The 24,366-nt window shown below is 40.5% G+C and carries 19 protein-coding genes and 5 pseudogenes; 21 read left to right on the top strand and 3 right to left on the bottom strand.

Annotated elements, in window-relative coordinates; translation table 11 throughout:
• The first annotated feature begins 46 nt into the window (after positions 1–46).
• From ftsW to NSQ85_RS08510, 12 genes are all read left to right on the top strand, one after another.
• Positions 47–1,327 carry a cell division peptidoglycan polymerase FtsW gene (ftsW, locus tag NSQ85_RS08455; RefSeq protein WP_179972723.1) on the top strand — a complete coding sequence of 427 codons (1,281 nt, stop codon included), beginning with the start codon at positions 47–49 and terminating at the stop codon, positions 1,325–1,327.
• Positions 1,328–1,563: 236 nt separating this feature from the next.
• Positions 1,564–2,760 (top strand): elongation factor Tu, encoded by a 1,197-nt coding sequence (gene tuf / locus NSQ85_RS08460; protein ID WP_179972724.1) that lies wholly within the window; start codon positions 1,564–1,566, stop codon positions 2,758–2,760.
• A gap of 248 nt (positions 2,761–3,008) precedes the next feature.
• Positions 3,009–3,767, top strand: a complete 759-nt coding sequence (gene tpiA / locus NSQ85_RS08465; RefSeq protein WP_179974310.1) for a triose-phosphate isomerase — start codon at positions 3,009–3,011, stop codon at positions 3,765–3,767.
• Positions 3,768–4,003: 236 nt separating this feature from the next.
• On the top strand, positions 4,004–4,633 hold the full coding sequence (tmk, locus tag NSQ85_RS08470; RefSeq protein ID WP_064355413.1) for a dTMP kinase: 630 nt from the start codon (positions 4,004–4,006) through the stop codon (positions 4,631–4,633).
• A gap of 8 nt (positions 4,634–4,641) precedes the next feature.
• A complete protein-coding gene (locus NSQ85_RS08475; RefSeq protein ID WP_179974311.1) occupies positions 4,642–5,517 on the top strand; it encodes a DNA polymerase III subunit delta' in 876 nt (291 codons plus the stop codon).
• Positions 5,514–6,320: a regulatory iron-sulfur-containing complex subunit RicT gene (gene ricT / locus NSQ85_RS08480; RefSeq protein WP_179974312.1), complete on the top strand. Its 807-nt coding sequence runs from the start codon at positions 5,514–5,516 to the stop codon at positions 6,318–6,320. The genes NSQ85_RS08475 and ricT overlap by 4 nt, the downstream gene beginning before the upstream one ends.
• Positions 6,307–6,627: a DNA replication initiation control protein YabA gene (gene yabA / locus NSQ85_RS08485; RefSeq protein WP_002946304.1), complete on the top strand. Its 321-nt coding sequence runs from the start codon at positions 6,307–6,309 to the stop codon at positions 6,625–6,627. Before ricT ends, yabA begins: the two co-directional genes overlap by 14 nt.
• A gap of 2 nt (positions 6,628–6,629) precedes the next feature.
• The gene (gene rsmI / locus NSQ85_RS08490) at positions 6,630–7,496 is read left to right on the top strand and encodes a 16S rRNA (cytidine(1402)-2'-O)-methyltransferase (RefSeq protein WP_024704223.1); all 867 of its coding nucleotides are present in this window, start codon (positions 6,630–6,632) and stop codon (positions 7,494–7,496) included.
• A gap of 139 nt (positions 7,497–7,635) precedes the next feature.
• The gene (locus NSQ85_RS08495; RefSeq protein ID WP_014621245.1) at positions 7,636–8,871 is read left to right on the top strand and encodes an ammonium transporter; all 1,236 of its coding nucleotides are present in this window, start codon (positions 7,636–7,638) and stop codon (positions 8,869–8,871) included.
• Between the two features lie 10 nt (positions 8,872–8,881).
• Positions 8,882–9,223 (top strand): P-II family nitrogen regulator, encoded by a 342-nt coding sequence (locus NSQ85_RS08500; RefSeq protein WP_014621246.1) that lies wholly within the window; start codon positions 8,882–8,884, stop codon positions 9,221–9,223.
• A gap of 97 nt (positions 9,224–9,320) precedes the next feature.
• Positions 9,321–9,977: a glucosaminidase domain-containing protein gene (locus NSQ85_RS08505; protein ID WP_024009763.1), complete on the top strand. Its 657-nt coding sequence runs from the start codon at positions 9,321–9,323 to the stop codon at positions 9,975–9,977.
• A 22-nt stretch (positions 9,978–9,999) separates the two neighbouring features.
• Positions 10,000–10,851, top strand: coding sequence for a Cof-type HAD-IIB family hydrolase (locus NSQ85_RS08510; protein ID WP_232087354.1), 852 nt, complete (start codon positions 10,000–10,002; stop codon positions 10,849–10,851).
• A 7-nt stretch (positions 10,852–10,858) separates the two neighbouring features.
• Here the strand turns inward: NSQ85_RS08510 and NSQ85_RS08515 are convergent.
• Positions 10,859–11,376: pseudogene (locus NSQ85_RS08515) on the bottom strand (YgjV family protein).
• Positions 11,377–11,413: 37 nt separating this feature from the next.
• Here NSQ85_RS08515 and NSQ85_RS08520 point away from each other — a divergent pair.
• The 7 genes and pseudogenes from NSQ85_RS08520 to NSQ85_RS08560 all read left to right on the top strand — a co-directional run.
• A pseudogene (locus NSQ85_RS08520) lies at positions 11,414–12,003 on the top strand (PhoU domain-containing protein); the annotation flags it as partial.
• A gap of 84 nt (positions 12,004–12,087) precedes the next feature.
• Positions 12,088–13,236 carry an N-acetylglucosamine-6-phosphate deacetylase gene (gene nagA, locus NSQ85_RS08525; protein ID WP_340781683.1) on the top strand — a complete coding sequence of 383 codons (1,149 nt, stop codon included), beginning with the start codon at positions 12,088–12,090 and terminating at the stop codon, positions 13,234–13,236.
• Positions 13,237–13,340: 104 nt separating this feature from the next.
• A pseudogene (locus NSQ85_RS10755) lies at positions 13,341–14,585 on the top strand (YkvI family membrane protein).
• 391 nt (positions 14,586–14,976) lie between these two features.
• Positions 14,977–15,891 carry a glycine--tRNA ligase subunit alpha gene (glyQ, locus tag NSQ85_RS08545; RefSeq protein ID WP_340781685.1) on the top strand — a complete coding sequence of 305 codons (915 nt, stop codon included), beginning with the start codon at positions 14,977–14,979 and terminating at the stop codon, positions 15,889–15,891.
• Between the two features lie 285 nt (positions 15,892–16,176).
• Entirely contained in the window at positions 16,177–18,213 is a 2,037-nt protein-coding gene (gene glyS, locus NSQ85_RS08550) for a glycine--tRNA ligase subunit beta (protein WP_340781687.1), read from the top strand.
• Between the two features lie 12 nt (positions 18,214–18,225).
• Positions 18,226–18,483 (top strand): DUF896 family protein, encoded by a 258-nt coding sequence (locus NSQ85_RS08555; protein ID WP_002949992.1) that lies wholly within the window; start codon positions 18,226–18,228, stop codon positions 18,481–18,483.
• A 168-nt stretch (positions 18,484–18,651) separates the two neighbouring features.
• Positions 18,652–20,043, top strand: coding sequence for an amino acid permease (locus NSQ85_RS08560; RefSeq protein ID WP_179974314.1), 1,392 nt, complete (start codon positions 18,652–18,654; stop codon positions 20,041–20,043).
• Between the two features lie 68 nt (positions 20,044–20,111).
• Here the strand turns inward: NSQ85_RS08560 and NSQ85_RS08565 are convergent.
• Positions 20,112–20,737 (bottom strand): annotated as a pseudogene (locus NSQ85_RS08565) (nucleotidyltransferase).
• A 303-nt stretch (positions 20,738–21,040) separates the two neighbouring features.
• Between NSQ85_RS08565 and NSQ85_RS08570 the strand changes: the two are divergent.
• Positions 21,041–22,943: pseudogene (locus tag NSQ85_RS08570) on the top strand (glucose PTS transporter subunit IIA).
• A gap of 35 nt (positions 22,944–22,978) precedes the next feature.
• Here the strand turns inward: NSQ85_RS08570 and NSQ85_RS08575 are convergent.
• The gene (locus NSQ85_RS08575) at positions 22,979–23,737 is read right to left on the bottom strand and encodes a peptidylprolyl isomerase (protein WP_340781690.1); all 759 of its coding nucleotides are present in this window, start codon (positions 23,735–23,737) and stop codon (positions 22,979–22,981) included.
• Positions 23,738–24,098: 361 nt separating this feature from the next.
• Between NSQ85_RS08575 and NSQ85_RS08580 the strand changes: the two genes are divergently transcribed.
• Positions 24,099–24,362: a hypothetical protein gene (locus NSQ85_RS08580; RefSeq protein ID WP_084828561.1), complete on the top strand. Its 264-nt coding sequence runs from the start codon at positions 24,099–24,101 to the stop codon at positions 24,360–24,362.
• Positions 24,363–24,366 lie beyond the last annotated feature (4 nt).

Consider the following 24,366-nt stretch of genomic DNA (forward strand, 5'->3'; position numbering starts at 1 on the left):
ATATGAAATGTAGGGTAACGTAATTGAAAGTATGAGTTTTTTAGATATGAAAATTGAAAAGAAACATCTTTTGGACTATACCATCTTGATACCTTATTTAATTTTATCAGTGGTTGGTTTGATTGTGGTTTATTCAACAACGAGTGCTCGTCTAGTAACTTTTGGAGCCAATCCTTTCGCATCAGTTATGAACCAAGGTGCCTTCTGGCTAGTATCCTTATTATTTATCTTTTTTATTTATCGATTGAAATTGAATTTCCTTAGAAAAGATAAGGTTTTAGGAGCTGTAATAATTGTCGAAATTATACTTTTGGTTGTTGCGAAATTTTTCACTAAAGAAATTAATGGAGCGAATGGATGGATTGTACTGGGTCCCTTATCTTTCCAACCAGCGGAATATCTTAAGGTTATTGTTGTTTGGTATTTGGCGCACACCTTCTCAAAACAACAGTCTGCTATAGAACATTATGACTATCAGGCCTTAACTAAAAATAGGTGGATACCGAGGACTAAAGAAGAATTTAATGACTGGCGTTACTATTTGCTGGTAATGATTGGCTTAGTTGCCATCCAACCAGACTTGGGAAATGCGGCTATCATCGTATTAACAACGGTTATCATGTTTTCAATTTCTGGTGTTGGTTATCGCTGGTTTACGGCACTGTTTGCTGGTATTGTAGGGCTGTCGTCTGCTTTTCTTGGATTGATTGCTTTGGTTGGAGTACAAAACATGGCTAAGGTACCTGTCTTTGGATATGTTGCCAAGCGTTTTGCAGCTTATTTTAATCCTTTTAAGGATTTAACAGGTTCAGGACTTCAGTTATCTCATTCTTACTATGCTATGAGTAATGGGGGGTGGTTCGGTCTTGGTCTCGGAAATTCGATTGAGAAAACCGGTTATCTCCCAGAGGCAACGACAGACTTTGTGTTTTCAATTGTTATTGAAGAGTTAGGTCTCATTGGAGCAGGCTTGATTCTTGCCCTTCTCTTTTTCCTTATTCTTCGTATTATGATTGTAGGAGTAAAAGCTAGAAATCCATTTAACTCTATGATGGCACTTGGTGTGGGGGCTCTCATGCTTATGCAAGTTTTTGTTAATATCGGTGGAATCTCAGGTTTGATTCCATCGACAGGGGTTACCTTCCCTTTCCTTTCACAAGGTGGTAACTCTCTTCTGGTAACTTCCGTTGGTATTGCTTTTGTCTTGAACATTGCCGCTAATGAAAAGCGAGATAATATTGTTCGGACTATTGAGGAAGAGTTGTCTCGGACTCAAGAACTTGAAAATCAAAATGAAAAAATTGTACCTTTGAGAAGAAGTCGTTAGCATACGACTTCTTCTTGTCTTTTGGAGTGTAGTCATGTTTTGGATAGAATATAAAGGTTATAAAAATAGTAGAAAGATAATTATTGAAAGAAATATTTGTGATTACTATAAAGAAAAACTGAAAACTATATAAAATACTTGCAATTATATGACATTTTGATAGAATAGTAGAGTAAAGTTAGACTGTATTGCCTACTGTCTATCTATAAAATATATTTTATTGGAGGCTTTTCCTAATGGCAAAAGAAAAATACGATCGTAGTAAACCACACGTTAACATCGGTACAATCGGACACGTTGACCACGGTAAAACTACTTTGACAGCTGCAATCACAACTGTATTGGCTCGTCGTCTTCCTAGCGCAGTTAACACACCAAAAGACTACGCTTCAATCGACGCTGCTCCAGAAGAACGTGAACGCGGTATCACAATCAATACTGCACACGTTGAATACGAAACTGAAAAACGTCACTACGCTCACATCGATGCGCCAGGACACGCGGACTACGTTAAAAACATGATCACTGGTGCCGCTCAAATGGACGGTGCTATCCTTGTAGTTGCATCTACTGACGGACCAATGCCACAAACTCGTGAGCACATCCTTCTTTCACGTCAGGTTGGTGTTAAACACCTTATCGTCTTCATGAACAAAGTTGACTTGGTTGACGATGAAGAATTGCTTGAATTGGTTGAAATGGAAATCCGTGACCTTCTTTCAGAATATGGTTTCCCAGGTGATGACATTCCAGTTATCCAAGGTTCAGCTCTTAAAGCTCTTGAAGGTGATTCTAAATATGAAGACATCATCATGGACTTGATGAATACTGTTGACGAATACATTCCAGAACCAGAACGTGACACTGACAAACCATTGTTGCTTCCGGTCGAAGACGTGTTCTCAATTACTGGTCGTGGTACTGTTGCATCAGGACGTATTGACCGTGGTGTTGTTCGTGTTAATGACGAAGTTGAAATTGTTGGTCTTAAAGAAGAAAGCCAAAAAGCAGTTGTTACTGGTGTAGAAATGTTCCGTAAACAACTTGATGAAGGTATTGCCGGTGATAACGTCGGTGTTCTTCTTCGTGGTATCCAACGTGATGAAATCGAACGTGGTCAAGTATTGGCTGCGCCTGGTTCAATCAAGCCACACACTAAATTCAAAGGTGAAGTTTACATCCTTTCTAAAGAAGAAGGCGGACGTCACACTCCATTCTTCAATAACTACCGTCCACAGTTCTACTTCCGTACAACTGACGTAACAGGTTCAATCGAACTTCCTGCAGGTACTGAAATGGTTATGCCTGGTGATAACGTGACTATCGACGTTGAGTTGATCCACCCAATTGCCGTTGAAAAAGGTACAACATTCTCTATCCGTGAAGGTGGACGTACTGTTGGTTCAGGTATCGTAACTGAAATCGAAGCTTAATTAATATTAAGTTCCCAATACAATTATTAGTCAGACAATAATTGAGAGAGTCGAGTTTACTCGGCTCTTTTTGGTTTTTAAATATCTGATAGTCTTCTTTGTTTGCATTTAGTTGACTAAAGTTAGCTTTTATAGAGAACAATCTTAATAAAGCAAGTCGAGTTTTCGGAATTTTCCTGAAATCCTAGTAATAGTAAAGGATTTGTGATAAAATAATCGAGTAAATAAAAAAAGAAGAGGTATGTGAAATGTCACGTAAACCATTTATCGTTGGTAACTGGAAAATGAACAAAAATCCAGAAGAAGCAAAAGCATTTGTTGAAGCTGTAGCGCCAAAATTGCCTTCAGCTGACCTTGTTGAAGTTGCTATTGCGGTTCCTGCAGTTGATTTGACAACTGTTATTGCTGCTGCTAAAGGTTCAAACCTTAAAGTTGCTGCACAAAACACTTACTTTGAAAATTCAGGTGCTTTCACTGGCGAAACTAGCCCACAAGTTTTGAAAGAAATCGGTACTGACTATGTTGTTATTGGTCACTCAGAACGTCGTGAATACTTCCACGAAACTGATGAAGACGTCAACAAAAAAGCTAAAGCAATCTTTGCTAACGATATGATTCCAATCATCTGTTGTGGTGAATCCCTTGAAACTTACGAAGCTGGTAAAGCAGCTGAATTCGTAGGTGCTCAAGTTTCAGCTGCTTTAGCTGGATTGACTCCTGAGCAAGTAGCTTCATCAGTTATTGCGTACGAACCAATCTGGGCTATCGGTACCGGTAAATCAGCTTCACAAGACGATGCACAAAAAATGTGTAAAGTTGTGCGTGATGTTGTGGCAGCTGACTTCGGTCAAGAAGTTGCTGACAAAGTACGTGTTCAATACGGTGGTTCAGTTAAACCTGAAAACGTTGCTGAATACATGGCTTGTCCAGATGTTGACGGAGCTCTTGTAGGTGGTGCATCACTTGAACCTGAAAGTTTCTTGGCATTGCTTGACTTTGTTAAATAATGAATAAAAAGTTCGAGAACTGTTCTCGGCTTTTTTGTTTGTAAACATATGTCTAAAAAACTAAACCTAATAAGATAAATATGTGGTTTATATAAATAGAGTTTTGAAACGTTTTGTGGTTTTGATGATATGCTAAGATGTATACTCTTTTACCATAGGCTATATGCTTTCTGAGATTGTTCATTTAGCCTAAAATTTGATAAAATAGAAGGTAAATAAACAACAAAGGAAATATCATGTCTAAAGGGTTACTAATCTCAATCGAAGGACCAGATGGGGCTGGAAAAACTTCAGTTTTGAAGGTGCTTTTGCCACGTTTAAGAGAGGTTTATCCAGCTCAGGTCATAACGACACGTGAGCCGGGTGGCGTGGCTATTGCAGAGCAAATCCGTGAAGTTATTCTGGATATGGATAATACGGCTATGGATGCTAAAACAGAACTTTTGCTCTATATTGCTGCTCGTCGCCAACATTTGGTTGAAAAAGTTTTACCAGAACTTGAAAATGGCAATATGGTTATCATGGATCGCTTTATTGATTCCTCGGTAGCCTATCAAGGAGCAGGCCGAGGGCTTGAACAAGATGAAGTTGCTTGGTTAAATAATTATGCGACGGATGGTCATAAACCTGATTTGACCTTGTTGTTTGATGTGGATTCTGAAACTGGTTTAGCTCGTATTGCGGCAAATGGTGAGCGAGAAGTCAATCGTTTGGATTTAGAAAAACTTGATATGCACCAACGTGTACGTCAAGGGTATTTAGATTTAGCTGAAGCTGAGCCAGAACGTATTAAGAGAATCGACGCCTCGCAAACTTTGGAAGAAGTTGTAGAGGATACCTGGGAAATTATTAAAAGTTATTTATAAGGAGCAAGATGAAGTTAGCTGAATGTCAAAGCAAACTTTTTGAAGAGTTTTCACAAATTATCAGAGAAAATCGTTTGAGTCATGCTTATTTATTCTCGGGTGATTTTGGAAGTTTCGACATGGCTATTTGGCTAGCGCAGAGTCGCTTTTGCTTGACTCCCGAGGATGGTCTTCCTTGTAGTCACTGTCGTCCGTGTCGTTTGATTGCACAGGGAGATTTTTCAGATGTTAAATTGGTTGAACCGCAAGGGCAGATTATAAAAACAGATATTATTCGTCAACTGACAAGAGAGTTTAGCCAATCGAGTTTCGAGGGCCACGCTCAAGTGTTTATCATTCGTGATGCAGATAAAATGCATGTTAATGCGGCCAATAGTCTCTTGAAGTTTATCGAAGAACCTCAGAGTCAGATTTATATTTTTCTGTTAACAGCTGATGATAGTCGTATCTTGCCTACGATTAAAAGTCGAGCGCAACTCTTTTATTTTCCTAAGAACAAGGCCTATCTAGAAGACTTACTCCAGAGAGAAGGTTTGTTGCTGACACAGGCCAAAGTTTTAGCGGATTTTGCTAAGGATGAAACGCAAGCTTTGAGTTTGTCTAAAGATAAAAAGGTTCTTGATATCATCGATATAGTGGAGCGTTTTGAACAATCCTTGCTGGCTAATCACGACCTTCTTTATTTGGATGTTGCAAAGTTGGCCGTCCAGTGTAGTGAAAAATCGGAACAAGAGATGGTATGGGCTTTTTTAACTTATCAATTGGGAAAGGAGATACAAAATCCACAAGCACGACGATGGTTAGATTTAGTTTTTAAGGCACGTGAAATGTGGCTTGCTAATGTCAGCTTTCAAAATGCGATGGAGTATTTGGTATTATCATGACAGAAGTCATTGGAATCAAATTTGAAGAAAATGGAGCGGTAGAATACGTTGTTCCTGATAAAAATTACACCAAAGGTGACTTTGTAGTCGTTTTGGAGAAAAAAGATAAGCGTCTAGCCCAGGTTGTTATGGAAAATACTGTTTTTCCAGATGTTAGTTTACCTGTGGATTTGAATCGGGTCGAAGGCTTGGCTAGTGAGAGAGATTTTGCTAGATATGATGAAAATCTTTTAAAGGCTGAACAGAGTATGGGAGTAGTGGCTGATTTAATTGCTCAAAATCAGCTAGATATGAAAGTGGTGGGCATAGTCTTTCCTCTAAATAGCTCTTATGTGCTTATCAGTTTCGTGGCTGAAAAGCGGGTAGATTTTCGTCAATTGCTCGAGGATTTGGCGGCTTATTTTAAGACGCGAATTGAGTTACGTCAAATTTCCAGTCGTGAGGAATCAAAAATTTATGGTGGTTTAGGTCCTTGTGGACGTGCACTGTGTTGTTCTAGTTTTTTGGGCGAATTCCCACCGGTATCGATTAAGATGGCTAAAAATCAAAGTTTGTCCTTGAATTCTGGTAAGATGAACGGTGTCTGTGGACGTCTCATGTGTTGTCTCAGTTATGAAGATGATTTTTACCGAGACAGTAAGGCTAGTTATCCTGACTTGGGTGAAGAGATTGAGACCAAGGAAGGTAGAGGTCAAGTCATTGCTATTGATGTGATTGCAGGGACTGTTAAAGTTATGTTTGAAAAAGGGGGAGCTCCCCTAACTTATGGAGTGGAGGAAGTTCAGCTAAATGGAAAAGCGTGAATTGTATGATAAATTCGAAGAATTATCACAAAATTTGATGTCAATGTTGGCAGAGGTAGAAGCGATTAAGGCGAACTTCTCAGGGATTTTCGAGGAAAATACGGCTCTCAAGTTGGAGAACGACAAGTTACGTGAGCACTTGAGTCAAGTGGTTCAAGAGGAGACAGGGACTAAAATGTCTCATGGCAAGGTGAACCTCGAGGCTATTTATGATGATGGATTCCACATTTGCCCAGATTTTTATGGTCAACGTCGTGATAATAATGAAGCTTGTGGATTCTGTGCAGAATTGTTGTACGGAGATTAAGCATGCAGGTTCAAAAGAGTTTTAAGGGACAATCTAACTACGGTACCCTTTATTTGGTTCCCACACCTATTGGGAATTTGCAGGATATGACTTTTCGTAGTGTGCAAATCTTGAAAGAGGTGGATCTTATTTGTGCGGAGGACACGCGTAATACGGGTCTCTTGCTCAAACATTTTGAAATTGAAACCAAGCAGTATTCTTTTCATGAGCACAATGCTTACGAGAAAATTCCAGATTTACTGGAACGTTTGAAGTCAGGCCTTTCTTTGGCTCAGGTTTCTGATGCGGGTATGCCTTCTATTTCGGATCCTGGTCATGATCTGGTCAAATCCGCTATTGCTGAGGATATTCCTGTAGTAGCCTTACCTGGCGCATCAGCTGGTATTACTGCTTTGATTGCTAGTGGTCTAGCGCCTCAACCTCATATTTTTTATGGTTTCCTCCCCCGTAAAAAAGGCCAGCAGATTGATTTTTTCAAGGAAAAGCTATCTTATCCTGAGACACAGATTTTTTATGAGTCGCCTTATCGTGTGGCAGATACCCTTGAAAATATGCATGAGATCTATGGCAATCGCCAAGTTACACTAGTTAGAGAACTGACCAAGCTTTACGAAGAGTACCAACGAGGAACTATTTTAGAAATCTTGGATTATATTGCTAGTAATCCACTCAAGGGTGAATGTTTACTGATTGTAGCTGGGGCTTCTGAAAATGATAGGGAAGGATATCTAACATCAGATGTTGCTCCAATCGAGGCTGTTGAAGGTTTAATTGCTTCTGGCATGAAGCCTAATCAGGCTATAAAAACCATTGCTAAAGAACGGAAAATAAATAGACAAGAGCTTTATAACCTTTTTCATGGGGTGTAAGAAGCTCTTTTTTTATGGTAATATAAAATGTCAGAAAAGAAAAAATTATCAAAAAATTACATAAATAAGCTTGTGGGTTTTTTCTTTTTGTGTTATATTATTTAACATAAAAATAATTTCTTTTGATTGGAGTGATTTTATGGATACAGGTAGCACTGCCTTTATATTGATATGTTCAGCCATGGTGTGTTTAATGACACCAGCTTTGGCCTTCTTCTATGGTGGTCTGGGGCGTCGAAAAAATGTCATTAATACCATGATGATGTCTGTTCTTCCCTTAGCAATTGCCTCCCTCTTGTGGGTTGTTGCCGGTTATTCACTTTCTTTTGGTGGTCAAGGCTATTTCTTTGGGAATATTAGTCATCTCTTTTTACATGGAGTCTCTGAAACGACTTCAAGTCGTGGTCTAGCTATTACTGATCTCTTGTTTTCGGCTTTTCAGATGATGTTTTCCATTATCAGTGTGGCGATTTTGACAGGTTCAGTAGTAGGACGTATGCGCTTTACTCCTTTAGCTATTTTCATAGTCTTTTGGTTACTTTTGGTCTATTATCCTTTTGCACATATGGTATGGGGAGACGGAATTCTTGCCAAGTGGGGGACGATTGACTTTGCGGGTGGTGATGTGGTCCACATTACTTCAGGTGTTTCGGCTTTGGTTTTGGCAATTGTTGTTGGAAAACGTCGTGACTATGGGATTTTAGAGCACCGTCCTCATAATGTTCCTTTTGTTCTGTTGGGAGCGGGTCTTCTGTGGTTTGGTTGGTTTGGTTTTAATGCAGGTTCTGCCCTAGCGGCCAATGGATTAGCAGGTCATGCTCTTGTGACTACGCATGTTTCTGCAGCAGCTGCCATGTTTTCGTGGATAGCTCTTGAAAAATATGTGATAGGTCATCCAACTTTGGTCGGTGCTTCGACCGGTTTAGTAGCCGGGCTTGTTGCCATCACGCCTGGGGCTGGCTTCGTTTCCATCTGGAGTTCCATTCTAATTGGAGCCATGGTTAGTCCGGTTTGTTTCTATGCCATCTCTGTCTTGAAAAAACACACTGACTATGATGATGCTTTGGATGTTTTTGGTTGCCATGGTGTCGGAGGAATCTTTGGTGGTTTGTGTACAGCTGTTTTTACAACACCAAATCTAGCCCTAGATAAGGCTAATTTTGGACTTATCTATGGAAATGCTCGTTTGTTTGTAGTGACAGTTCTAGCCATTGTTTTCACAGTTACTTGGTCGGGGCTGGTAACCTATGGTATCATAAAAGTAATTGGCCACTATATACCTTTGCGTGTCAGTGACTGTGATGAGGCTATTGGTCTTGATGACTGTGAACACAAGGAAACAGCCTACCCAACCTTTATGGGTATGGATTCGTAGGAGGATACTGATGAAAAAAATCGAAGCGATTATTCGTCCGGATAAATTGGAAGATTTGAAAAATGCCTTGACTGGTAGTGGTTTGGCTAAGGGAATGACTGTGAGTCAGGTCTTGGGTCATGGGACCCAACGTGGCTTTGCGGAGTTTGTCCGTGGTCAACGGATTGTTCCGACCTTATTGGCTAAGGTTAAGGTGGAAATAGTAGTCAAGGATCTGGCAGTTGATGAGGTTGTGGATACTATCCGTAGCGCTGTGGCGACAGGCGAAGTCGGTGATGGGAAGATTTTTATTGTTCCTATTGATGATGTCATTCGTATTCGTACTGGCGAACGGGGTGCAGACGCTATTTAATGTCATATTGAATTAGGGCTTAAACCAGTTGGTTTGGGTCTTTTTTAGTGAATTTTGATATACTTACAGGAGTTAGTATGATTGAGGGGGTGACCGATTGGCGAAAGGAAAAAAGAAAACTAAGTCGAAAGCTAGACCTAAGAAATCTAAAAAGAAAAAGAACTCTGTCTTGCTTTTTCCTAAATTTTTCCAAAAGTGGAGTCTGATTTTTATTGGCCTATTTGCCTTATTGGGTCTCCTAGCTAGTTTAAATTTTCCAAGATTGACTATGGAAAAAAATATGACACCTACGGATGAGACGACGGTTGCTTTTATTGCAGAGATTGGTGAGACGTCGCGCTATTTGGCAGCTAGAAATGATCTTTATGCATCTGTCATGATAGCTCAGGCTATTCTAGAATCTGACTCTGGACAATCACAATTAAGTCAAAAGCCATTTTACAATTTCTTTGGAATCAAAGGAGAATACAATGGTCAAAGTGTAACCTTACCGACCTGGGAGGATGATGGTAAGGGAAATCCCTACCATATCGATGCTGCCTTTCGTTCCTATGGTTCTGTGGAAAATTCTCTACAGGACTATGTGGAGTTTCTTAAGGGTAGCTACTATGTGGGAGTACACCGCTCCAAAACGAGAAGTTACAAAGATGCGACTGCAGCCCTAACAGGTGTTTATGCCACCGACACGACCTATGGTGATAAGTTGAACAGCATCATTGAACAATATCAGTTAACTATTTATGACACATATTAGGGTTAAGGAGGATAAGAAAAATATGAACCAGAACCAAGTGAAACTCATTGCAATTGACATGGACGGGACCCTCTTAAATACCCAAAAAGAGATACCTGAAGAGAACATCAAGGCTATTCAAGAGGCGACTGCAGCAGGTATTAAAATCGTACTCTGTACGGGTCGCCCATGTTCAGGCATTGTTCCCCATTTTGAAAAATTGGGTCTTAGTGAAGAAGAGTACATTATCATGAACAATGGTTGTTCAACTTATGAAACTAAAAATTGGACCTTGCTTGAATCTGAAAGTTTATCTCGCTCTGAAATGGAAGAACTCTTGCAGGCTTGTGAAGATTTCCCAGGGGTGGCTCTAACATTTACTGGTGAAAAAAGTTATTATGTTGTGGGTAATGAGGTACCTGAGCTAGTAGCTTATGATGCTGGGACTGTTTTTACAGAAGCGAAAGCTAGGAGTTTGGAAGAAATCTTTGAGGAAAGGCAAGTTATTTTCCAAGCTATGTATATGGCTGAATCTGAACCTTTGGACGCCTTCCAAAACGCTGTACAAGATATACTTAATCAGAGCTATAGCACAGTTCGTAGTCAAGAATATATTTTTGAAGTCATGCCACAGGGGGCAACTAAGGCTAGCGGGCTTAAACGTTTAGTTGAAAAGCTTGACATTAACCGGGATCAAATCATGGCTTTGGGTGATGCTGCCAATGACCTTGAAATGCTACAGTTTGTAGGTCAAAGTGTTGCCATGGGAAATGCTAGTGATGACATCAAGTCTTTGAGTAAATATGTGACCTTGACAAATGACCAGGCAGGGTGTAGCCTACGCCATTCGCACCTGGGCTTTATAAGAAAAAGACCTTTAGCTTTTAATTGCTAAAGGTCTTTCAATTTCGGATAATGGCAATGAGAGTGGTTAGTGTAATGGTGATATCTATGATGGCAGCGGGGTAAGCCTTAATGGTCAAATCGTAAATTAGCCAGAGTAACATATTCTCAATAATGACCCAACGAAACTACTGGAGGTTTCGTGTGATAGCAATTGCTAGACTATAAGAGACTTAAGAGATGATTGGCAAATAGCGAATAACCCCAAGTTGATTGAGATAAGATCCTACGATGGTCCGAAGAATAATGAGGATGGACAAAATAGTCTTGGTCATTTTCGTTTTGATCATCAAACGATTTCTGATGATCAAAATACTAATGGTTAAGGCACACCGGTATAGCCACCCAATAAGAGGTCAGCAGCGGCAGTGAAAATGTAGTCGGTAATTTGCCAGACGAGCATCTTATTTTTTGGTTTTGCAAAAGAGGATATGGCAACACAGAGGGCTCCAATGGCTGAGAGTGCTTGTGCTAGAAGGTAGATTGTCGTGATGCAACTTCCAATTTTTTTCTTTATTATATCACAAGAAAGAAGGATTTATTTCGATAATATCTATCCGTTAACTAAAATTATTCCTGGTGAGGATGATGTTAACAAGTACGAAGCGCTTTACTTGGATTGTTTGCTTATCACACAAGCACCAGCCATTCCCTTGGTGATGCTCAGAAAGACTTGGTTCACTTAGCATCATATGCCATTCAATCTTTGGTGGCTTCATACGCTTTCTTTGATAAAGGTGATGAGAAATACTTTGGCAAGGTAGAGAAGTATGAAACAGCTGTTAACAGTATTGATGAAGAGTTAACAACTTACTTGATTGACATCTTTAACGAATTGCTTAGTGTTTCTGAAAACGAAATTTTGGCAAGTGTTTTAGATTCTGTTCGTGACTTGGAGCGTATTGTTCTTGATAGTATTCGTGTTGTTGTGGATGATGACAAAGTGCTTGCAGGTCAAGTTATCCTTCGTCATGAAGAGTTGAAAAAACTTGAAAAACTATTGCGTAAGATTCATACCAAACGTCTTAATAATGGTGAATGTACTGTGCAGGCAGGTACCAACTATGTTGACCTCTCACATTACACACGTATTGCAGACCATACCATCAACCTTGTTGAAAAGGTTACAGAAGGTGTGATTTAATATCGAAAGTCGAGAACTTTTCTCGGCTTTTCTGATATAATGAAGGCGTATTGAGAACATAGAAAATTGATGAGAGGTAGTCCTATGACTTATTATATTTCAGCCAAACGTTTTTATTTTGATCATAAGGTCAAAGAAGGTGGCTACTTGGCGGTCACAGATGGTCATTTTGGTAAGTGGACAGAAAATGTACCTGAGGGTGCAGAAGTGCTAGATTATAGTGATTATCAGATTGCTCCTGGCCTTGTGGACACTCACATTCATGGCTTTGCAGGGTATGATGTTATGGATAATTCTGAGGAAAGTCTCCTAGGCATGAGTCAAGCCTTGCTTTCAGCAGGTGTGACTTCTTTCTTACCGACAGCATTGACAGCGCCATTTGAAGAGCTAAAAGCTATCTGTCAGACAACAGCAGAGACGGCTGGTAAGGAGCTTGGTGCTAAAATCCAGGGACTCTTCTTTGAAGGACCTTATTTCACTGAGACCTATAAGGGAGCGCAAAATCCTAAATACATGGGCAACCCAAGTATCGAACAGTTGCAAGCCTGGCAAGACGCGGCTAAAGGAAAGTTAATCAAATTAGCCCTGGCTCCCGAGCGTGAAGGAGTGGCTGGCTTTATTAAAGAAGCGACTAAACAAGGTGTAACGATTGCTTTAGGACACTCCAATGCTACTTATGAAGAAGCCATGGCAGCAGTGGAAGCTGGTGCTTCAGTCTGGGTTCACGTCTACAATGGAATGCGTGGCTTTAGTCACCGTGAGCCTGGTATGGTTGGTGCAGCCCTTGATACTCCTGAGACGATTGGTGAACTGATTGCGGATGGTCATCATGTGGTTCCTGCAGCTTGCAAGGTACTCATCAAGCAAAAAACGCCTCAAGGAGTTACCCTTATTACAGATTGTATGTCAGCGGGAGGTTGTCCTGATGGTGACTATATGCTAGGTGAGCTTCCTGTTATTGTGGAAAATGGTACCGCTCGTCTTAAGAAAGGTGGTAACCTAGCTGGCTCTATCCTACAACTCAAAGACGGTGTCAAACATGTAGTTGATTGGGGACTCGTGACGGTTGCTCAAGCCTTACAAATGGCAACTAGTGTTCCTGCTAAATCGGTTGGACTAGAAAATATTTGTGGCAGCCTTAAAGCTGGTCTCCCAGCCGATTTCATCGTCTTAGATGATTTCTTGGAGTTACAAGCAACCTATATTGATGGGTGTAAAGGTTGGGAGAAGTAATAATATAAACAGTGCTTTCTTATTTAAGTACTTTTTTTGTTTTTTACAGAATTGTAACAGTAAAGGTGTAAAACGGAAATAGCTTTTATTTTATAGGAGGTAATATGTCAAAACATATATGGAGCATTGCCCTGGCTTATGTCGGTGTAATGATTGGTGCAGGAGTATCTTCTGGACAGGACCTCTTGCAGTATTTTGTCAGTTTTGGAGTCTGGGGGGTTGATAGGTGTTATTGTCCTTGGTGTTCTACATGTTGGTTTTGGCCGTTTGATGATTGCTCTGGGAAGGTATTACCGTTCTGATGACTATTCAGTCGTTCTGGCTGAGATTAACCATCCCGTTATTTATCGTATTCTGGACATTGCTCTGATTATCACATGCTTTCTTTTTGGTTTTGTTATGACGGCAGGTGCAGGGGCTAATTTAAATCAGTAGTTTGGTATGCCGATTTGGGTAGGCTCCTTCCTCTGTACAGCCTTGACTATCTTTGTTAGTTTCTTAGATTTCAGGAAAATCATCGGTGTTATTGGAGTCTTTACCCCTCTGATTTTGATTATGATTGCCATGATTTTCGTGACCAATGTTCTGGGGCGTAACTGGGATTTTGTAGAGATGAATAAGGTGTCTCAAACTATTCAATCACCCTTCCCAAGTGTTTGGATGTCTGTAATCAATATTTTTCTGTTTGTGTCATGTCGGCTATAGCGATGGCCTTTGTGATGGGAGGCTCTATTCTCAAAATTAATGAAGCTGAAAAGAGCGGAGCATGGGGAGGCTTCATGGTTAGTGTGATTTTCTTCATCACGACCTTGATTCTCTTTGCTAACAGTGATAAAGTTGCTAGATCGGATGTTCCTATGTTGGCTATTGCTAAGGAAGTGAACCCTATCTTTGCGACACTCTACGCCTTAGTGATTTTTGGTTTGATTTTTAATACCGTCTTTAGTCTTTACTATGCCCTTGGAAAACGCTTCTCAGCGGGGAGTGATAAACGATTCAAGTTCTTTGTGGCTGCCTTTGCCCTGTCTGGTTTTTCTATATCTTTTATGGGTTTCCGTCAACTGGTGGCAGTTATGTATCCCATTATTGGTTATCTGGGGTTGTTGATGTTGGTTGTCCTAGTTGTAGCTAGCTAGCGCAAAAAAGGTGGAATTCGCAAGGACAAAGAAATCTAAAATTATCTTTTAGGTATTGTCGAGAAAGCTTATGATTCTGAACAAGATTTAACATCTCAGGATAAGGAAAAGGCAAAACAACTTCGAGAAGATTCGATTATTTATAATGATATTCTCCATGAAGATACCCATGCACATGTCCGTCAGGAAATGGGACTCGGTAAGAAGGGTTAGAATTTTATTTTACAAATTTCTCTATTTTTGCTATAATACTAAGAAGAAAGAAGAGCTTATGGCGTTTTTCTAGCGAGCTTGGGATAGTGAAAGCCAAGTAGAACAAAGTGGGCAACGGCGCTTTCTCTCAGCGAAGAGCTGAGTACAAACAGATAAAATGAAGTAATAAATTAGGGTGGAACCGCGTTTCTGACGCCCCTAGGTCGAACGACTTAGGAGCAGAGACACGGTTCTTTTTGCATCCTGAGTCTCAAAGATAAAGGAGTAAATCATGTCTAAAAAATTGACTTTTTGCTACGTCTGTGACAGAGACCTCCTTTCAGTCGGACTGCCTCGTATGATTGACGAATCAGACTCATGTCACAAGAAATTATAGAAAAAGGAGTTAACAATGTCTAAAAAATTGACTTTCCAGGAGATCATCCTTACTTTGCAACAATACTGGAATGACCAGGGTTGTATGCTCATGCAGGCTTATGATAATGAAAAGGGTGCGGGTACGATGAGTCCCTACACCTTCCTTCGTGCCATTGGTCCGGAACCATGGAATGCGGCTTATGTTGAGCCATCTCGTCGTCCAGCAGACGGTCGTTACGGGGAAAACCCAAATCGTCTCTACCAACACCACCAATTCCAAGTGGTTATGAAACCATCACCATCAAACATTCAAGAACTTTATTTGGAGTCATTGGAAAAATTGGGCATCAACCCATTGGAACACGATATTCGTTTCGTTGAAGACAACTGGGAAAATCCATCAACTGGTTCAGCTGGTCTTGGTTGGGAAGTTTGGCTTGACGGTATGGAAATTACTCAGTTTACCTACTTTCAACAAGTTGGTGGCTTGGCAACTAGACCTGTTACCGCTGAGGTCACTTATGGATTGGAACGTTTGGCTTCTTACATCCAAGAAGTAGACTCTGTTTACGATATTGAGTGGGCTCCAGGTGTTAAATACGGAGAAATCTTCCTTCAACCAGAATATGAGCACTCAAAATACAGCTTTGAAGTCTCAGACCAAGATATGCTTCTTGAAAACTTTGAAAAATTTGAAAAAGAAGCAGGACGTGCTTTGGAATTGGGTCTTGTTCACCCAGCCTACGACTACGTATTGAAATGTTCACACACTTTTAACATGCTTGATGCTCGTGGTGCTGTTTCTGTTACAGAACGTGCTGGCTATATCGCTCGCATCCGTAACTTGGCCCGTGTTGTAGCCAAGACCTTCGTTGCAGAACGTAAAAAACTTGGTTACCCACTTCTCGACGAAGCCACACGCAAAAAACTCCTCGTAGAAGAGGAATAATAAAGAGAGTTTCAAGAAAGGAAAAGGGCGAACAGAGTGAGCCCATGTGGTACCCAGAGGCAAGTTAAAGGCTTGCTAAAGGGATAGAGGTGCCGCCGTACTGCCTGGTGGAGATTTTTGAAACCTCAAGTTCAAAAATCAGTTGATTAAATCCACTTTGATGAGACTGTTGGAAATCTATGGCAAGGAGACATAGAATTTCCCTACAGCCTCACAAAGTTGGTTAGCAACGTCCCCAGTATCTTAAGGTGCCTATCAAAAAGAAGAAGATGTAAAGGAAAAAACATGACAAAAAATTTATTAGTAGAACTAGGACTTGAAGAGTTGCCAGCCTACGTAGTCACACCAAGTGAAAAACAACTGGGTGAGAAAATGGCAGCTTTCTTGGATGAAAATCGCCTTTCATATGAAAGCATTCAAACCTTCTCAACACCTCGCCGTTTAGCAGTTCGTGTACTTGGTTTGGCTGATCAACAAACCGATTTGACAGAAGATTTTAAAGGACCATCTAAGAAAATTGCCTTGGATGCTGATGGAAACTTCTCAAAAGCTGCCCAAGGATTTGTTCGTGGGAAAGGTTTGACGGTTGACGATATCGAATTCCGTGAAGTCAAAGGGAAAGAATACGTCTATGTGACGAAACATGAAGCTGGAAAATCTGCCAAAGAAGTATTGGCTGGTATACCAGAAGTACTTGCTTCATTGACCTTCCCCGTCAGCATGCACTGGGCTAACAACAGCTTTGAATATATTCGCCCTGTTCACACATTTATCGTCCTTTTGGGGGATGAAGCCCTTGAACTAGACTTTTTGGGGATTAAATCAGGTCGTGTTAGTCGTGGGCACCGTTTCCTCGGGCACGAAGTGGAAATCACCAATGCGGATTCTTATGAAGAAGACCTTCGTACCGTTTACGTGATTGCAGATAGTAAAGAGCGTAAAAACATGATCCGTGAGCAAATCAAAGCTATCGAAGCAGAACAAGGTGTTCAAGTCCAAATCGAAGAAGACCTTTTGAACGAAGTTTTGAACTTGGTCGAATACCCAACTGCTTTCATGGGAGGTTTTGATACTAAATATTTGGACGTTCCAGAAGACGTTTTGGTGACATCAATGGAGACCCATCAACGTTACTTTGTAGTGCGTGATCTTGATGGTAAGCTTAAACCAAACTTTATCTCAGTTCGTAATGGGAATGCTGAGCACTTGGAAAATGTCGTTCGAGGAAATGAGAAAGTCTTGGTGGCGCGTCTCGAAGATGGTGAATTCTTCTGGCGTGAAGACCAAAAACTCAAGATTGAAGATCTCGTTGCTAAATTGGCAAACGTCACTTTCCATGAAAAGATTGGCTCTCTTTCAGAACATATGGCACGTGTTGGTGTCATTGCGGCTTCATTGGCTGAGCAAGCAGGTTTGACTGCTGAGGAAAAGGCAGCAGTAGCGCGTGCAGCAGAAATCTACAAATTTGACCTCTTGACTGGTATGGTTGGTGAGTTTGATGAGCTTCAAGGGATTATGGGTGAAAAATATGCTCTCCTTGCTGGTGAAGATGAGGCAGTAGCGACAGCTATCCGTGAGCACTACCTTCCTGATTCAGCAGACGGAGCCCTTCCTGAAACGAAAGTTGGTGCTATCCTTGCCCTTGCGGATAAATTGGATACCCTCCTTTCCTTCTTCTCAGTCGGTTTGATTCCATCAGGTTCCAATGACCCTTATGCGCTTCGCCGTGCAACACAAGGGATTGTTCGTATCTTGGATGCCTTTGGTTGGCACATTCCTATGGATGAGTTGATTGACAGTCTTTACGGACTTTCATTTGATAGTCTCTCATATGACAATCAAGCAGAAGTTATTAGATTTATCAAGGCCCGTGTGGACAAGATGATGGGTAGCACACCAAAAGATATCAAAGAAGCTGTTCTTTCTGGTTCAAACTTTGTAGTAGCAGATATGCTTGAAGCAGCTGAAGCTCTTTCAGAAGCTGCTAAGACGGATGGTTACAAGGCAGCTGTTGAGTCACTCTCTCGTGCCTTCAACTTGGCAGAAAAAGCAGATACTTCAGTAGCAGTCGATGCTAGTCTCTTTGAAAATGATCAAGAAAAAGCCTTGGCTCAAGCAGCAGAAAGTCTTGAATTGACAGGTTCAGCTAGCGACAAATTGGCTCAACTCTTTGTTCTTAGCCCAGTCATTGATGCTTTCTTTGACAATACGATGGTTATGGCAGATGATGTGGCTGTTAAAAATAACCGTTTGGCTCTTCTTTCTGCTCTTGTGGATAAAGCTAAAACTGTTGCAGCCTTTAACCAATTGAATACAAAATAGAGGTAAGAGTAAATGGATTCTAAAAAAATAGCTCGAATCAATGAGCTTGCAAAAAAGAAAAAAACAGAAGGCTTGACACCAGAAGAAGCAGTAGAGCAAGCAAAACTTCGTGAGGAATATATTGCGGGTTATCGTCGTGCTGTTCGTCACCACATTGAAGGAATCAAAATTGTGGATGAAGAAGGAAATGATGTGACACCCGAAAAACTACGTCAAGTCCAACGTGAAAAAGGTCTACATGGGCGTAGCCTAGATGATCCTGAATCATAATAATTTAAAAATAGGGGCTTGAATTTAGTCCGAGCTCCTATTTTTAATTCAAAATATTCTGAATTATATACACAATATTGACCAATTGTTTCAAAAATGGTACAATGCAAGTTATATTAAAAATAGAAGGGCTCTCTGAGTCGTATTAAATAGAATTAGAGTGAAAAAATGTCACAAAAACAACATCATAACGACGACGATAACCAGACTAAAAATGGTATGGTACGAGGTCTTCAAAACAGACACGTTCAGCTGATTGCCATCGCTGGTACAATCGGTACAGGTCTCTTTCTTGGGGCAGGGCGTTCCATTTCCCTAACAGGACCTTCAATCATACTAGTTTATATGCTGACAGGTGTCTTCATGTACTTCATGATGCGAGCTATCGGTGAGATGCTCTACATGGATCCGGATCAACATACCTTTATTAACTTTATTACGAAATACCTTGGTAAAGGCTGGGGATTTTTCTCAGGGTGGTCTTACTGGGTATCGTTGGTATTTCTTGGTATGGCAGAAATTACAGCCGTTGCGAACTATGTGCAGTTTTGGTTTCCAAGTTGGCCTGCCTGGCAAATTCAGATTGTCTTCCTAATTATCTTGAGTTCGGTAAATTTGATTGCGGTTAAGATTTTCGGGGAAGTTGAGTTTTGGTTTGGGATGATCAAGATTATCGCCATTCTTGCTTTGATAGCTACAGGGATCTTTATGGTAGCAACTAACTTTGAAACGCCAGCTGGACATGCGAGCCTTAATAACATTACGCAAGGCTTTCAAATGTTTCCTAAAGGTTGGGTAAGGTTTGTCGTGGCCTTCCAGATGGTTTTCTTTGCCTACCAAGCTATTGAGTTTGTAGGAATTACAACATCTGAGACAGTAAATCCTCGTAAGGTGTTGCCAAAGGCAATCAAGGAAATTCCGGTTCGTATTGCAATCTTCTATGTGGGAGCACTCATTGCCATTATGGCTATCTTTCCGTGGCAGAAGCTCCCAGTTAATGAGTCACCGTTTGTAATGGTCTTCCAAATGGTTGGTATCAAGTGGGCAGCAGCTCTCATTAACTTTGTTGTCTTGACATCAGCAGCCTCATCTTTGAACTCAACACTTTATTCAACTGGTCGTCACCTTTTTCAAATCGCTAAAGAAACACCAAACAGCAAGGTTATGAAATCTTTGAAGATTGATACCTTGGCACGTAATGGTATTCCTTCTCGTGCCATCATTGTATCAGCTATTGTGGTATGTATCTCAGCCTTTATCAATGTCTTACCTGGTGTGTCTGATGCCTTTGCTTTGATTACCGCATCGTCATCAGGTGTTTACATTGCTATCTACATCTTGACCATGCTTGCTCATCTCAAGTACCGTAAATCTCAAGAATTTATGGCCGATGGCTTCCTTATGCCAGCCTATAAAATTCTTAATCCTTTGACTATTGCATTTTTTGTCTTCGTCTTTGTTTGTCTCTTCTTGCAAAAGTCAACTATTGTTGGAGCTATTGGAGCAGCGCTCTGGATTGTGGTATTTGGTATCTATAGTAACTTAAAACATAATAAATAAATCAACCTAACTCACCTTTCTGGTGAGTTTTTTATTGCAAAAAGGACACAAGGTGTCCTGGTTATAAATTATGTAATGCTTTCTTGGTTTTCATGTTGAAGAAAACCATCTAAGAGGCTTTTGCTGCGGTGAAAAATAGCAGGCTTGTGATTGTGGTGTGCACGCCCATTTATATCTAGTTTGGCCCATTCTAAGCATTTCGATCTGATACCGTAGAAGTACCAATGTAGCTGTAGATACCTGCCTGAAAGAGAATAAAGCCTTGAAGTTGGCGAATGTGTTCGTCGTTAAGTGCTTCTGAAAAATATATCTTAACAGTCTTATAAGTTAAGGATTGAACAGACTCAACGATAGGCGACTCTGCTAAGAGATGTAGCAATGCTTGATGTTTAGTAAAGTACTTATCATAGTCCATTGGAAGAATAATAGTATGGGTAATCCAATCCTCTAAATTAGCTCTAGCTTTTTCACTAAGTCCTTTAGCTGTAATATTGAGTGTATCTATGGTGAAAGGAAGCTGGTCGATGTGAGCAGTGTTAGAACCATATGCCTTTCTGAAAAGCGGTGTACTCGATAGAATATGTCCAGTAGGTGAAATAATCGCCAAGGCGGTTTCCTTGGTTTGGTAACCAAGTTCCTGACATTCCATGCTAGCGTAAGTGTCTTTAAATTCAATAATTGCTCTTGTTTTCATCGTATAACTCTCTTTATGTTAGTTTATAAACTAACAATAGTTTATCACGACTTAAAGTCTTGGTCAAGATTTTACATCCAAAAACAAAACATAATTTTGTAAGGGTTTGCAAAATTATTTTAACTCTGATATTATAGAACCATAGCAAGAGGATTGTTACTGGTCAGCAGGCAAACTTAGATAAATACGAAAAACTAATGGGAGTAGTGCATACTCAACCCAATTGGTTCTTGGTATTTATTTAGGTTTTTTCGTTGAAAAAGCCTCAAAGCAACTAAAATCCTAGAAAAGAAAGGAGCCCTTATGGCTAAATATACTGAATTATCTGAGGACATTCTCAAACACGTTGGTGGTAAAGAAAATATCAATAGCTTGAAACACCGTGTGACACGTTTACGCTTTGATTTGAAAGATGAGCTAAAGCAGATGATAACTATCTTAAGAACCGTGATGGTGTCGTTACAGTTGTGAAGGCATGAGGTCAATATTAGGTGGTTATCGGTAACCATGTCCCTGATATTTATGCGGAGGTTCTTCAAGTTGGCGGTCTTCCAGCAGGTGGTAGTCTGGATCTTGATGAAGGTGATGCACCAAAGGGAAATCTCCTTGAACGCTTTGTATCTCTAGTCTCAAGTATTTTTCAACCTTTCCTTGGGCCTTTGGCTGCAGCAGGGATTATCAAAGGTATAGTTGCTATAATGGCAGCATGTGGCTTGTCAGCTACAATGAGTTCTATGTATGCTATCTTGAGTGCAGCAGGAGATAGTGTCTTCCAATTCTTGCCAATATTTATTGCATTAACATCTGCCCGTCGTTTCAAGGTTAATGAGTTTACAGCTTTTTGCGATTGCAGGATCACTTGTTTATCCTGATATTGCTACACTAGTCACTGCTCTTCAAAAGGTTGATCAAGGACATGTTCTAGGAGTAATTCCTTTTGCACTTCCTGCAGGAGGTTACCTTTCAACTGTGATGCCTTCTATCTTAGCAATTTGGGTGGCTTCATACATTCAAAAATTCTTTACTAAGATGACAACAGATGTGATTAAAGTCTTCGTATTACCTCTTTTTACATTACTCGTTACCGTTCCATTAACATTCTTGGTGGTGGGACCAGTTGCCAATACTTTGTCTGATGGATTGATAAAGTATTGGCAAGCAATCATGAACTTCAATCCGATTGTCTTTGGTCTTGTACGGTATTTTGTGGCAAGTCTTGGTTATGTTCGGAATGCACTGGGCACTTATTCCTCTTGCAATCTTAGATGTGGCAACAAACGGTAGTTCAAGTATTCTTTCAGCAGCACTTTTGCCATGTTTCACGAAAACGGGTGTATTGGGAGCTATCATGCTTAAGACAAAAGAAGAAAAAGTCCGCACCATCTCTATGCCAGCGTTTGTTTCATCTATTTTTGGGGTTATAGAACCAGCTATCTATGGTGTGACACTGTCAATGAAAACACTATTCTACATTTCATGTGGCGTTTCTGGACTGATGGGAGCTGCTATGTTGGCCCTAGATATTAAGATGTATTCAACTGGTGGTCTCGGTGTCTTTGTCTTCCCAAGCCTTATTGGCCAGGACGGTAGCCTACTAAAGTTATCTTTGCGATTCTTATTGCTGTCCTTGGCGGTGTTCTCGCCTTCCCCATCCAACTCTTTGTACGAGTACCAAATCTATAACAGTGGCGGTGAAGTAGCTAAGGCTGAGGGAAAAGCTGATGAAGCTGCACCTGCTCCTAAAGAAATTCAACAAGAAATCATTGCTAGTCCGCTTATCGGGAATATTGTACCGCTTAACCGTGTATCTGACCAAGTCTTTGCATCAGGAGCTATGGGTAAGGGAATTGCTATTGATCCTACTGATGGTGTAGTTGTTGCACCAGCTAAGGCAACCGTTAATTTAGTCTTTCCTACTGGGCATGCTATTGATTTAACAACTGAAAATGGTGCAGAGCTTCTCATCCATATTGGTATGGATGCTGTTTCATTTACTGGTAAAGGTTTCAAGACCTATGTATAAGCCGGGGATGTCGTAGAAGCAGGCCAAAAACTTATAGAATTTGACCTAGCAACTATCCGAGACGCTAAATTACCAGTCATCACACCGGTCATTGTGACAAACACTGCTGACTTCGGTGGTGTCTTAACTACTAAAGAAGCCCGCGCTAACGCTGGTGATTATCTCCTCGCTGCTGTTAAATAAAAATAAATCCGAGAAGCTGATTCTCGGATTTATTTTTATTTGAATTTGTAGTCTTTAACGACTTCGACTGAATTAACAGTTAGATTTTCTTTTGGTTTGTTATTGTCATCAACTTCAAGGTTAGCAATAGTATCAACGACATCCATGCCTTTGATGACTTGTCCAAAGACGGTATATTTCGTATCACCAGCAGGGTAACCACCTTTTTTATAGGCGTCAATGATAGGTTTTGGATAGCCTGCGTTTCCTAGTTGCTTACTTTGGTCATCCTTGTTTTGAACGATGAAGAATTGGCTGCCGTTTGAATCTTTGGCACCTGTATTAGCCATAGCAAGTGCGCCACGAATGTTGTAGAGGAATGGTGTAGGCTCAACAGCGAAACCTTTCTTCCATATAGATTCTCCACCGGTACCATCTCCCTTAGGATCACCACTTTGAATCATGAAGTCCTTGATAACACGGTGGAAGGTAAGACCATCGTAGTACTTATCCTTGGCGTGCTTCAAGAAGTTTTCAGAAGCCTTAGGAGCAAGCGTAGGGAAGAGTTTAACAGTGATATCACCTTTTGAAGTATGGAGGATAACTTCAGCTTCGTCCTTGCCGACTTTGTCTGTCAACTGTGGAAAAGCCTCTTTTCCGGATTTTTGAGCTTTTTCTAATTGTTTAGTGAATATCTTGTTATCCACGTAAGCATCTCCACGAACAGCGCGTGAGATGTTCTCTCGATAAGCAAAACCTAGTCCGGCGATAACAAGTACAATAATTAATGGAATGTACTTTTTAATGTTTTTCATATATAACTCCTTTGGTGCATTATACCTACTATTGTAGCAGAAAAAAAACTTTTGGGAAACGGTTAACAAGAGGTATTTAATTATGCTAGAATGAAATTATCAACAATAAATTGAACATGGGACTAGATATAGGGAGAGGTTGCCTCAAGGTGTAAAGTGAGGTCAGCCTTTTTTTAAGGGACATTTGCACCAACCTCGATCGGAGATGGTTGTCTAAATCCTTACTATAGAAAACTTCACTAATTTGAAGGAATGTCTTGTTTAGATTTCTTGAAAAAAGGAGATCTTTATGTCAACTAAAGCAGAATGAGCTGAACTCTTTGAGTCGGTACATGGGCGTAAACCTATCCCCCAAGAATTTTTGGACGCTAAAGCAGCTGACTTTGACACTAGCGCTTTGACTGCTCAAGTAGCATCTGTACAAGAACCAGCTAATGAACCTGTCGCTGAAGAAGTTCCAGCAGAACAAGCTGATGTTGCTGAAACAGCTGAAGGTGCTGTCACAGAACAAGCAAGCAGTGAATCACCATTTGGAACGGCAGCCTTCTCAGAAGCGCCTGCGCAACAACTAACACCACAATTTGATTCAAGCATGTTTGAAAAGGCATCTATCCCTACAGCTTAAGGAT

This window comes from Streptococcus sp. FSL L8-0526, from assembly GCF_038007145.1.
GTDB classification, from domain to species: domain Bacteria; phylum Bacillota; class Bacilli; order Lactobacillales; family Streptococcaceae; genus Streptococcus; species Streptococcus thermophilus.

Bases quoted from the DNA above. Each gene is read 5' to 3' on its own strand.
- glyQ (WP_340781685.1), top strand. From the start codon at position 14,977: ATGTCTAAAAAATTGACTTTCCAGGAGATCATCCTTACTTTGCAACAA.
- tuf (WP_179972724.1), top strand. From the start codon at position 1,564: ATGGCAAAAGAAAAATACGATCGTAGTAAACCACACGTTAACATCGGT.
- NSQ85_RS08475 (WP_179974311.1), top strand. From the start codon at position 4,642: ATGAAGTTAGCTGAATGTCAAAGCAAACTTTTTGAAGAGTTTTCACAA.
- NSQ85_RS08575 (WP_340781690.1), bottom strand. From the start codon at position 23,737: ATGAAAAACATTAAAAAGTACATTCCATTAATTATTGTACTTGTTATC.
- NSQ85_RS08560 (WP_179974314.1), top strand. From the start codon at position 18,652: ATGTCACAAAAACAACATCATAACGACGACGATAACCAGACTAAAAAT.
- yabA (WP_002946304.1), top strand. From the start codon at position 6,307: ATGGAAAAGCGTGAATTGTATGATAAATTCGAAGAATTATCACAAAAT.
- tmk (WP_064355413.1), top strand. From the start codon at position 4,004: ATGTCTAAAGGGTTACTAATCTCAATCGAAGGACCAGATGGGGCTGGA.
- rsmI (WP_024704223.1), top strand. From the start codon at position 6,630: ATGCAGGTTCAAAAGAGTTTTAAGGGACAATCTAACTACGGTACCCTT.
- ftsW (WP_179972723.1), top strand. From the start codon at position 47: ATGAAAATTGAAAAGAAACATCTTTTGGACTATACCATCTTGATACCT.
- NSQ85_RS08495 (WP_014621245.1), top strand. From the start codon at position 7,636: ATGGATACAGGTAGCACTGCCTTTATATTGATATGTTCAGCCATGGTG.
- NSQ85_RS08510 (WP_232087354.1), top strand. From the start codon at position 10,000: ATGAACCAGAACCAAGTGAAACTCATTGCAATTGACATGGACGGGACC.
- NSQ85_RS08500 (WP_014621246.1), top strand. From the start codon at position 8,882: ATGAAAAAAATCGAAGCGATTATTCGTCCGGATAAATTGGAAGATTTG.
- ricT (WP_179974312.1), top strand. From the start codon at position 5,514: ATGACAGAAGTCATTGGAATCAAATTTGAAGAAAATGGAGCGGTAGAA.
- glyS (WP_340781687.1), top strand. From the start codon at position 16,177: ATGACAAAAAATTTATTAGTAGAACTAGGACTTGAAGAGTTGCCAGCC.
- NSQ85_RS08555 (WP_002949992.1), top strand. From the start codon at position 18,226: ATGGATTCTAAAAAAATAGCTCGAATCAATGAGCTTGCAAAAAAGAAA.
- tpiA (WP_179974310.1), top strand. From the start codon at position 3,009: ATGTCACGTAAACCATTTATCGTTGGTAACTGGAAAATGAACAAAAAT.
- nagA (WP_340781683.1), top strand. From the start codon at position 12,088: ATGACTTATTATATTTCAGCCAAACGTTTTTATTTTGATCATAAGGTC.